Source organism: Thermotalea metallivorans (genome assembly GCF_001562415.1).
Classification (GTDB): domain Bacteria; phylum Bacillota; class Clostridia; order Peptostreptococcales; family Thermotaleaceae; genus Thermotalea; species Thermotalea metallivorans.
This window is the reverse complement of sequence record NZ_LOEE01000089.1, coordinates 1-2,031: the sequence shown is the minus strand read 5'-3', so window position 1 is coordinate 2,031 and position 2,031 is coordinate 1. Positions and strand designations below refer to the sequence as shown.

Annotated in this window: 3 protein-coding genes; 1 reads left to right on the top strand and 2 read right to left on the bottom strand. The window is 27.2% G+C overall.

Features of this window, described 5'->3' with window-relative positions; translation table 11 throughout:
- Positions 1–529: 529 nt before the first annotated feature.
- A complete protein-coding gene (locus tag AN619_RS15145) occupies positions 530–829 on the bottom strand; it encodes a hypothetical protein (protein ID WP_068558106.1) in 300 nt (99 codons plus the stop codon).
- Between the two features lie 316 nt (positions 830–1,145).
- On the opposite strand from AN619_RS15145, the gene AN619_RS15140 reads away from it, so the two are divergent.
- Positions 1,146–1,505: a hypothetical protein gene (locus AN619_RS15140; protein ID WP_068558105.1), complete on the top strand. Its 360-nt coding sequence runs from the start codon at positions 1,146–1,148 to the stop codon at positions 1,503–1,505.
- Between the two features lie 316 nt (positions 1,506–1,821).
- Here AN619_RS15140 and AN619_RS15135 read toward each other — a convergent pair.
- Positions 1,822–2,031: IS3 family transposase (locus tag AN619_RS15135; RefSeq protein WP_157064892.1), on the bottom strand; the 210-nt coding region annotated here is incomplete at its 5' end.

Sequence of the window (2,031 nt, the reverse complement as noted above, 5' to 3'; positions counted from 1 at the left end):
GAGCTTCAGCATTTACAATCATTGAGGAAATATCAAACAAAGTCAAAGAATTTCAAACTTATATTAGAGAAAACACTACTAAAGTTAAACAACTTGTATTTGCACGAAACTATTACAAATAGGTTAAATTTTAGAAGCGTAAATCTATAAATCTTTAGTATATCTAAAACCTTATTTTGTGTCCATACTTATATACTAACATCACTATTGATTTTTCAATATTCATCGCACATCAATTTTGTGCGAAAGTTGATTAATTTATTTTTTATCCCTCGATACTAACTGTAAATAACATTACCTTGCAAAGAAATTTTCCTTGCTTTCGCAGAAATTCTTCTCTTTCTTTTTCTGTAACCGCTTCTGTATCATTCAAGGACAGACAAAAATTATTCTAAAGCCCTATACCAAAAATGATATAGGGCTTTAGAATAATTAGGGCTTTAGAATAATTAAAGATGGTTTTTGGAATAAGCTTTATACAAGCCGGAACAAGGAATAAAATAATAAAAAACTCCCATAAGTACCTTTTTTATTGCTTTAGTTTTTTCTGCCATTCTTTAACAGCACTCTCAATCATTTTAACTTTTCTTTTCCCAAGTGCATTTTTAACACTCGGCCTTACTTCGTTCTTTTCATTATAGAAAAGATCATGATAACGTTGCATATATTCGTATATATTCTTTTCAAAATCATGCTCATCAATTCTTTTATTTAGCAACATATTAATAATATTTTTAAGTTCTTCCACAAGATCAGCAGTTTTCACAATATATTTTTTTACTTTTACAATTTCTTTATCTTCAATTATATGAATATTTTTTTTTGACATGGTTTTCTCTCCTTTTAAAAAAATGAAATAAAAAAAGATATGTTTTTTATATTTATAATATTATCATAATATGACTATTTATTACAACTTCACTTATTTTTTTTATATTTATTTTATACATGACTATGATTTTGATGGTTTTGGCAAATTTTATGCAAAACTATAATTAGTAAAAATTTTTTGTATATTTTTTTTATTTTAAAATAATATATTTTTTATATTAAAATTATTTATTAAAATAACTATATAGTGGTATAATATATTTATAAATATATTTTTTTTAAAATTTAAAATTATTTAAAAGGGAGGACAAATTATGGCCCGGAAAGAATTTTTCTATGTAAAAGCAAATGAAGTTGTGACAAATATGCTAAAAGCGTTTATTGAACAGTCCCAAAAATATGACAATCAAGCAGAATTTTTTGAGAAAAATGTGTTTCTTTTTATGTTAGCTGTTGATAGGGATCTTTTCACTAAATTATTTGAGGAAAGCATCCAAAAGCTCCAGAAAGAAGAATATGCAAAATTAAAAACACTGATAAAGCTCACAGAAGTTATGAATTTTTATAATACAGAAAAAAACATGTTCATAACACGAGATGGATATGTTACTGTTGAAACATTGCTTGAAAAAGGGTATCACATTCGTGATAAACAACTTATTGTCAACTTATAAACTAAAAAAGAATAAACTAAAAAGCACTAAAAAAAACCCTACAAAATAGGGTTTTTTTTAAATCCTTATAGGTAAGCTACAATAAAATGGATCTATGTCAATAGTTTGGACACAAATTTAAGTTTTTTATTTCAACTACCGCCACCCTTGACAAACTATTCATAAATGCACCCTGGCTTTTACCCGAAGGCGATAAACTCAAAGCAAGCTATATACAGCCTTCGGAACAAGCTATTTTAGCATTTATTCATTAGTTTATCAAGGGCAAGCCCTACGGGTTGGCTAGTATTCCCTCAGGCTTAAAATCTAAAGCAAGCTATGCTGCTCTACACATATTCTCATATTGCTCTGGGGTCATATAATCAATTGATGAATGGATTCGTTTTCTATTATAAAACCCTTCTATATACTGAAATAATACTGATTTTGCATGTTCATGATCTATGAATGTATTCAGGTATACACATTCTTTCTTTAATATTGCATGAAAGCTTTCTATACTGGCATTGTCATAGGGACACCCCTT